At 52.4% G+C, this 9,682-nt stretch carries 5 protein-coding genes; all 5 read left to right on the top strand.

Features of this window, described 5'->3' with window-relative positions:
* On the top strand, positions 1-282 hold a 282-nt coding region (locus ACOYIE_RS06305), incomplete at its 5' end, for a transporter substrate-binding domain-containing protein (protein ID WP_433411490.1).
* 83 nt (positions 283-365) lie between these two features.
* Positions 366-1,136, top strand: a complete 771-nt coding sequence (locus tag ACOYIE_RS06310; protein WP_433411492.1) for an amino acid ABC transporter permease — start codon at positions 366-368, stop codon at positions 1,134-1,136.
* Complete coding sequence (locus ACOYIE_RS06315) at positions 1,123-1,845, top strand: amino acid ABC transporter ATP-binding protein (RefSeq protein ID WP_433411494.1); 723 nt, start codon at positions 1,123-1,125, stop codon at positions 1,843-1,845. Before ACOYIE_RS06310 ends, ACOYIE_RS06315 begins: the two co-directional genes overlap by 14 nt.
* Before the next feature lie 149 nt (positions 1,846-1,994).
* On the top strand, positions 1,995-2,840 hold the full coding sequence (locus ACOYIE_RS06320; protein WP_433411496.1) for a tyrosine-type recombinase/integrase: 846 nt from the start codon (positions 1,995-1,997) through the stop codon (positions 2,838-2,840).
* A gap of 354 nt (positions 2,841-3,194) precedes the next feature.
* The coding region (locus tag ACOYIE_RS06325) for a Cna B-type domain-containing protein (RefSeq protein ID WP_433411498.1) at positions 3,195-9,682 on the top strand (6,488 nt) is incomplete at its 3' end.

Raw genomic sequence — 9,682 nt, forward strand, 5'->3', positions numbered from 1 at the left:
GAGAACGTGCAGAAGTTTACCAGCGGCCCGGTTGCGGTTGAAGCGCTGAAGAACGGCCAGATCGACTGCGTGGTTATCGATAACGAGCCGGCAAAGAACTACGTTGCACAGAACGAGGGCCTCAAGATTCTGGAGACCGAGTTTGCGGTTGAGGATTACGCAATCGGCATTGCCAAGGAGAACACCGAGCTGCTCGACAAGGTGAACACCGCAATCCGCGAGCTGAAGGAAGACGGTACGATCGACAAGATTATCGAAAAGTATATTCCCTCGAACGGCTGAGTAGACACATAAACGATTTTTTCGAATACAGGGACGGTTTTTCCGCCCCTGTATTCGTGCGTTAAAGAAGGAGGAATCGCCAGATGGCTGAATGGCTGGCACAGGCGCCGGGTTGGCTGCAAGCAATGCCGGAAGGCATACAGGGACTGTTTTTCTCCCTGTATCGCGTATTCGTATTGAATGACAACTGGAAGTTCTTTGCAAATGGCTTGAAAATTACTGCGCTGACGACGCTGGGGGCGCTGCTCCTTGGCGTTTTGATTGGCGTACTGGCGGCTGTGATTCGTTCGGCGCATGATTCCAGACGTGCCAATGCGCGGCCGAACATCTTTTTGAATATTGCAAACGCGCTGTGCAAACTGTACCTGACCGTTATCCGCGGTACGCCGATGATGGTGCAGCTGATGATTGCCAGCTTTGTGATTATGACGCCGCGCGGACAGAAGGAAACGCTGATCTGTGCGATTGTCACCTTTGGTATCAATTCGGGCGCATATGTGGCAGAAATTGTCCGCTCCGGCATTATGTCCATCAATGCGGGGCAGATGGAAGCCGGCCGTTCGCTCGGTTTGAATTATGGACAGACCATGTGGTACATCATTATTCCGCAGGCCATTAAGAACATTTTGCCTGCGCTTGGCAATGAGCTGATTACGCTGGTAAAGGAAACGTCGATTGTGACGACGATTGGCCTGAACGACCTGACCAAGGGCGCGCAGATTATCGTATCCAACACATATGAAACCATGGTAGCCTATATTTGCCTGGCGCTGATTTACCTGGTGATTGTACTGATTCTTACCAAGCTGCTCGGTATTCTGGAAGGGAGGCTGCGCGCAAGTGATCGTCGTTAAAGATCTGCATAAGTCGTTTGGCGACCATGAGGTGCTGAAGGGCGTAAACGAACGCATTGAAAAGGGCGAAAAAGTTGTTATCATCGGGCCGTCCGGTTCTGGTAAGTCAACTTTTCTGCGCTGCCTGAATCTGCTGGAAGAGCCGACAAGCGGCAGCATTGTATTTGAGGGGCAAAATATCACCAGCCGTGAAACGGATATCAATATCGTGCGCCGGAAGATGGGCATGGTGTTTCAGCAGTTCAATCTGTTTCCGCACCTGACGGTCAAGGAAAACATCAAGCTTGCGCCGCTCAAGCTGAAAACCATGAGCGAAGAGCAGGCGGATAAGCGTGCGATGCAGCTTTTGGAGCGCGTCGGCCTGCCGGATAAGGCGGACAGCTATCCGATTCAGCTTTCCGGCGGACAGCAGCAGCGTATTGCAATTGCCCGCGCGCTCGCGATGAATCCGGACGTGATGCTGTTTGACGAGCCGACATCAGCCCTTGACCCTGAGATGGTGGGCGAAGTGCTGGAAATTATGAAGGAATTGGCAGATGACGGTATGACCATGGTTGTGGTCACGCATGAAATGGGCTTTGCCCGTGAGGTTGCCACCCGCGTACTGTTTATGGACGGGGGCAATATTGTTGAGCAGAATGAACCGAAGGAATTTTTTGCGAATCCACAGCATCCGCGCTTGAAGGATTTTTTGTCCAAGGTGCTATAAGAATGATAAAACTGCCGCAGAACAGCTTGTTCTGCGGCAGTTTTTTGTATGAACGCAAAAATGTAAAAACGACGGATGCGATGAATATTCTCTGGAAAATGCGGCATAATGATATTTTTTAACATTCTATAGCGGGAATGGAGGTAAAAATGAAAGAAAAACACATTTTCCAAACACAGGTAGAGCAGTTTTTACAATTTCTGCAGCAGGCGGAGTGCAGCCCGGGGACGATTGAAAAATACCGGCGGGATGTCAACGCCTTTGCCTGTTGGCTGGATGCACGGCCTGCGGACAAGCAGGCTGTGACCGCGTGGAGAACGGATTTGCTGCGGCGGGGATACGCTGCGGTGACAGTGAATTCCATGCTGGTGGCAGTCAACCGGTTTTTTGACTGCATGGGCTGGCAGGACTGCAAAGTCAGATTGCTGCGGCTGCAGCGCAATCTGTTCCGCGGAAGGGAAAAAGAATTGACGCGGCAGGAATATATGTGTTTGGTGAAAGCGGCGGCTGCCTGCGGCAAAGAGCGGCTGGCGCTGCTGATGGAAACAATCTGCGCTACCGGCATTCGGGTATCTGAAGTGCAGTATATCACCGTGGAGGCGGCGCGGCAGCGGCGGGCAGAGATTTCACTGAAGGGGAAAATACGGGTGATATTGCTGCCGGGGGCCCTTTGCCGCAAGCTGCTTCGCTTTGCCAGACAGCAAAAAACCGTTTCGGGTGAAATTTTTCTCACCAGAAACGGAACAGGGTTGTCCAGAAAACAGATATGGGCAGAGATGAAAGCAGTTTGCAAGCTGGCCGGTGTGCAAACCTCCAAAGTTTTTCCGCACAATTTGCGGCACTTGTTCGCGCGGACGTTTTATAAGGTATGCCGCGATGTGGCCAAGCTGGCCGATGTGTTGGGTCATTCCAGCATGGAAACGACGCGCCTTTACCTTGTTTCCACAGGCGAAGAGCATGAGCAGCAGCTGAATCGGCTGCGCCTTCTTTGTTAGACAAAATCTGTATTTTGTCCAATAAAGAGTGGCAAATACGAGTTTAAAATGTCATATTCCTTTACTTATATAAATAATAGCACACCGAAAAACCGATGGCAAGAATATCTTTCAATTTTTTTATATGCAAAAAAGACCGACTGAAATTTACCGGTTGACGTCGGCCTGTTTGCCCTGCAGAAAAGTAGCTCCTGTGAAAAAACACAGGAGTTTTTTTGTGAATTTTTAACAGTGCAATGCATTCTAAAATTTTTCGTAAGACAAAATACAGAGTTTGTCCAAAACGGCAGAGAGAAAACAATCACTTGTGAGAATGAGTGTTGATATAGATATACCCGAAAAGGAGGAAACAGAATGAAACAGAGAATAAAGCGGATCATCAGCATGCTTTGCGCGGCGGCGGTAAGCGCAAGCATGCTGCCGCCGGTAACTGCGGCAGCGGCAGTTGACGGGAGCGACCTGCCCATCAACGGCTATGTAGCAGAGCAGGCTGCGGATACAGTGACGCCTGATACGGCAAGTCATAATGCCTTCGTTGTGACGGATGAGGCCAATCCGGCGAACGGCGTTTATACGGTAGGTACCGAAAACCGCAGTTCGGCGCTGAACGGTAAGATTTGGGCGGATAAGTCGGTTGAAGCGGGTGATAACGGCACATTTGATGTGACGCTGTCCGCACTGGGCCAGACCTTTGCGTCCACCACGACCACGAAAAACGAAGTGGCGCTGGACGTTGTATTTGTGGTGGATGTATCGTACAGTATGGGATATGGCATGGCTTCCGATTCGGATAGCTATCAGACGAATGCCGAGGATACCCGCATGTACGCCACGGTTAACGCGCTCAACAGTGCGGCGAACGAGCTGATGAAAAATGAAAACAACCGGGTGGGCGTTGCCGTATTTGCCGGCAGTGCCAGTCAGATGGTTCCGCTGCAGCACTATGAGAAAAGCGGCAGCAGCCCGTTCTTTTCCTATACAGGGCATAAAGTGCCGGAGGGATTTTGGGAAAGCCTTTCCGGCAGCCTGAACTTTACCTCTGTGGGAAATCCAACCTACAGTAAATCCTATGCAAGCGCGACCGATCCCCAGTCCGGCTTTTTTGCAGCGGCAGATATGCTGAAAAATTCGGACATTCCGGCGGGTTCTTCGGAGCGGATTCCGGTTGTTGTGCTGCTGACAGATGGCGCGCCGAACGACAGTACGCAATACTACAAGACGGGCAGCAGCGACGACGGAAGCGCTGCACCAGAGTATGTGTCCGGCGACTCGCGGCCGCGCTACGATGTTCGGGACTGGTACTATGCCATCTGCACAGCAGCGTACCAGAAAGAACAGATTACGGCAAATTACCGCGCCAAGCAGAATAGCACAGACACGCAGGCCAAATTTTTCACAATCGGCCTGAGTCTGAAGGACGGCACGGACAATGCGATTATGCTGGATCCGAAAAAGCGGACCGATACGACCACGCCCGGCACGTTGTCCGCGGCGATCAATCTCAATACCCCGGCGAAGATGGGCTTTGCTTCTTATGACTATGCGGACCAGTCGTTCGTCGGCCAGATGAGCCAGCAGGATCTGGAGAATATCTTCAACACCATCGTCGGTGAGATTACCTCCATTACCGGCGGCGAGAACGTCGGCGAGTCCACGGGCGGGCGCAACAACATGAATTTCTTTGATACGCTCGGAGAGCAGGTGCGTCTGAACGGTGATTTCAAGCTGGAAGTGCCGACCTACACCACGGTCGAAAACGAAATGAAGGCGGGCAAAACCCGCACCTATACGCTTGCACCGCACAAAAAAGTGAGCGGTGAGTACGTATCGGTATCGGGGCAGGAAGCGCAGACGCTGGTAAACAGCGGCGAAACCCTTTATCTCCGTCCGACCGCGGTAACGGTTGATACAGATACGACTGACTTGGATGCAACTAGCAACGCATACGACAAGGCGGCGCTGAACGAACTGGAAGTTACGGTGCGCAAGCTGCAAAACGGCCGCCGTCAGTTGCAGGTCAGCATTCCGCCCGATCTGATGGCGTATAACGTGCTCAATGTGAAGGAAGCGAATGGCCAGAAGACCGCGTCCTATTATGAATCTGCCCCGATTCGCTTCCGCTATGACGCGGCGCTGATGAACACGGCGGCAGCGGGTACCTATCTGCTCAGCGAGCCGTCGCAGACCTATCTGTCGTTCATGCCCAAGTCGGAGCAGGTGGACGGCAAGTATATCATGCCGTATTATTGGGCACAGACAGAAAAGGCGTTCGATAAGACGGTAAAGGCTGCCGGTACTGCCGTTGCGGGTTCGGTAAACTATGTTTGCCAGTCCACAATGGACTCCAACAAGCAGGTATACATTTATCTGGGCAACAACGGCCTGTACACGCTGAAAGGCAAAACCCTGACGCTGGATATCCACTGGAACGATAACAGCAATATTGCGGGCAAGCGTTTCGAGAATATCAGCGTGCAGCTTTACCGCGACGTGGTAAACGGAAAAGACCCGGCAGCGCCGGATAACACGGCACCCAATGCAGAACTGGTGAAGGGTCAGCAAGTAAGACTGGGTCTGTCTGATGTAAAGGCGGATAATGAAAACCTCTGGAGCCGGCTGTTCCAAGATCTGCCGGTGTATTCAGCTGACGGAAACTATTACCGCTACTGGCTGCAATTTGTACCGGAAACAGAGGGTCAGCCGGACGACAGCCGCGGCTATACGGTTGATATTTTCAACGCTGCTTCGCCCAACCATGAGAATGGCAAGCTGATTAAAGATGGAGGTACTTGGTGGTTCTGCTTCCGCACGCAGCAGGGCGGGCAAGGCGAAAGCCTGAAAGAAAATGCCAACCTTGCGATCGAGTTCACCCGCGAAGCCGAAACCGTTGACCTGACCATTGAGAAAAAGTGGGACAGCGGTATTTCGGATAAGCCAGAAAGCATTGAAGTTCTGCTTTATGCCAACGGACAGCTTGTGAACGATAAGGGCGTAGCACAGAAGGATGAAAATGCAGCGAAAATCACCATTACTGGCACAGATAGCTGGACGAAAACGCTGTCCGGCTTGCCGTACTATGTGAAGGGCGGCAAGGGCGCGACGATTGCGTATAACGTGATTGAAACCGGTGACTTGGCGAAGGATTATACCACAACCAAGGACTATAAATTTACCGGTGTAGAGGGCTTCGAGGATACCAAAGTCACAATCACGTTGACCAACCACAAGAGCGTTGACAAAACTGCTTTGACTGCTGTAAAGTACTGGGATGATAACGAAAACCAGGACGGCATACGCAAACCTGTTACGGTCAAGCTGACCGCAACGGTGGATGGACAAAAACTGAACGACTCGGCTGTGACTGGGCTGCTGGAGAGCAGTGAAACACTCGAAAAGACCATTTCTAATACCACGGACGGCGCGTCGGTCACTTGGGAAAACCTGCCCAAGACGAGCGGAGGAAAGCCTGTAACGTACAGCGCCGAGGAAACCAGGGTTGGTGGTACGTCCCTTGCGGATAGCGGTTATACGGCTGCGTACAGCAAGACTGGCGACACTGTGATGATCACCAACACCCATACGCCGGAAACCGTAAGCATTACGGTGAAAAAGGAGTGGGACGACGGCAGCAATCAGGACGGCATCCGCCCCGCGAATATCAGCGGTGTACTGTATCAGCAGGTGAGCGAAAGCGATCCGATCAACGCCGTACGTTCGTTTGCAACACGAGATGGGAATACGGTTACGCTTGAGGGCCTGCCGAAGTATTCTGAGGGTAAGGAGATCAAGTATTATGTTTCCGAAGACGCGGTAAAGGGATACACGCTGACAAATAAAGACAGCGTAAAGGCATTGAACGGAACGACTGTATATCCGGTGACGATGGATACCGAGGGCAAAATCGGTTCCATCACGCTGACGAACCGGCATGCCCCGGCTACGCTGGCGTATCAGGTGGACATCACCTGGGACGACCTGGACAATCGTGACAAGCAGCGTCCGGCCGAGCTGACGCTCACCCTGCAGGGTGAGGGAGAAAACGGCATAAAAACGCAGACCTATTCCTTTAAACTGACAGTCGGCGATAGCGGTATTACAGCCGTTCAGCCGGAAACTCCAAATGGGGTGACGGCAACGTTTGCGGACAACACCGTGACGATTGCCGGCCTGCCGGAGTATATGGACAAGGTGCAGCTGGATTACAGCGCGGCGCTGACAGGGGCTTCGCCGTATACCGTGACCAAAACAGGCATGACGGCAGATTCCAGCGCATTCACGCTTTTCTATCGCCCGGGTCCGCTGCAGCTGTCCTTCCAAAAGGTGTGGGCGGATAACGAAAACGCAGCAGGTAAACGTCCCGGCACATACGTCTATGCGCTGACTTATCTGACGCTGACGCGCACGGCGGCGCAGGGTGCAGAGGAGACCGTGAATGCGATACCGTCTGTAACGGCTGCGGACAACGCTTATACAATTACCTATTCCGGTCTGGACAAGTATGATTCGGAGGGCAGGGCGTATACCTATAAGGTAACCGAGAGCGACGTGCCGAATTACACGGCGAGCAGAATGGAAGTCGTGCTGACCGGTGACGGCGAAAAGAAGATCATCAACACATATTCCTACACGCAGGAATTCTATGAACCGATTACCGTAGAAAAGCAGTGGCAGGATACGGATGGTTCGGGCAAGCGCCCGGCAATTCCGGAGAGCTACTCGAAAGAATCTGGCAATGACCCGCTGAATATCCGCCTGTATCTGACGGATGGTTCGCAGACCGATGAAAATGCTGGCATTCAGCCGGATAAGATTGAGCAGAAGCCGGATGACCCCAACGTCTGGGTTTACACATGGAACAATGTTCCCAAGACGGACAATGCAGGTAAGCAGCTGCTCTATACGGCATATGAAAATGCAGCGCTTAAAGACTATGTTGCAACAACAAAGTATGTCAATGTCACCGCGGACGGCACTACGCAGGGCGCAATCGTCAACACGCTGAACAGTGAAGCGGTTTCCCGCGGCTCGCTGACAATCAAAAAGGATTGGAAATCGGATGAAAGCTATCAGGACAAGCGTCCGGACAGCCTGACCTTTACCGTTGTCGGTGAGTATGAGGGCGGTACGAACAATATTTCGCGCATTGTAACTATGCAGAAGGATACTTGGACTGTCACCGTGGACAATCTGCCCCTGAGCGTGAACGGCAAGGCGGTAACCTACACCGTAACTGAAAACAATGTGCCGGCTGGCTATACGCCAATGTACAGCGGCGGCGTGACGTTGGAGGAAAGCACGGTTAAGGAAATCACGGTAACCAACACCTATACGCCGGATAAGTTCAAGCTGACCTACAACGGCAACGGCGCATCCGGCATAGCGCCAGTGGATACTACCGACTATACTCAGGTAAATCATACGGCAACGCTGCTGAATCAGGGCGGTTTGACCTATGAGGGCATGGTATTCCTCGGCTGGAACGAGAGCATCACCCCGATTGTCACCACCGAGGCGCAGAAAAATGCGATGACGATTCTGGCGGTTGATTCTGAGTACATGGTGAACGGCAGCACGGTTCTGTATGCGGTCTGGGCGCTGGATGAGAATGGTGACAATATTCCTGACTACGAGCAGAAGACGGTTACGGTTAACATCGTTTGGCAGGACGGCGGCAATGTCTGCGGCATTCGCCCGACCGATATGAGCTTTACGCTGAATGATAAGAGCTATATGGTTGATTTGAAGAATGACGCAGGTGTTCTGGTGAACACCAATGGCGGCAACACCGAATGGACGTATATCGTACCGGATAAGTTCGGGGTAGGGGATGCCTTTACTGCGGATAGCATTACCGAGGTTACTGTTCGCGCAAAGGCGCATGCGGATGCGAAGGATGACAGCACCTATACTGTTGAGAAGCGGTTGGAAGGTGACATATTCACCATCACGCTGACGCACATGCCGGAGACTACGACCCATACTGTCAACAAGACTTGGGAAAACGAGAGTGCAGCGGTGACTCCGACCGGTGCAACGGTTGTCCTGTATGCAAACGGTACACAGGTGGGTGGCTCTGAGAAGACGCTGGACTATAACAGCGGTGCTGAAAATTCCTACACTTGGACTGGTTTGGACAAGTACAAGGGCGGTCATCTCATCACCTATCACGCGGTGGAGACTTCTGTGCCCAGTGCGGACGGCGAACTGATGCCGCATTTCAAGGTTGCATATGATTGGGATGCGGTTGGTGAAACCCATATCACCAATACCTATTCGGATACGCGCAGCATCACCATGCTGTATGAGTGGGACGACGACAACAACGCCGCAGGTACCCGCCCGACCGCAATCAAGGTGCAGCTGTATAACGGGGATGAATCCGTTGGCGAAGCGGTTACCATTACATCGGCGGGCAATTGGGAAGCCATGTGGAACGGCCTGGACAAGAATACTGCCTACACGGCAAAGGTAGTCGGCTACATGGATGCTGAGGGTGATGAACACTCTGTCGAGCTGAGCGAGGGAGTGCCCGGAGAACTTGGAGAAGGATACGATTTCCAGATGTTCTCCTTTGGCGAAGGCAGCGTTTTTGTCGCAGAGAGTGCACTGGATAATGTCGCTGAAGTAACGGTAACTAAGAACTGGAATGACAGCGAGAACAAGTTCAGCACCCGTCCGGAGAAGATTTGGGTCAACCTGCTGAAGAACGGCGTGATTGAAAAATCCGCAGAGCTGACGGCGGACAATGGGTGGCAATACACATGGTCTGCCCTGGCTGAGTATGAAGACGGCGACGCGGTAGACTATACCGTGCAGGAGATTCCGGTTCCTGGTTATACGGC

It is taken from the genome of Agathobaculum sp. (assembly GCF_050946325.1).
In the GTDB taxonomy this organism is placed as follows: domain Bacteria; phylum Bacillota; class Clostridia; order Oscillospirales; family Butyricicoccaceae; genus Agathobaculum.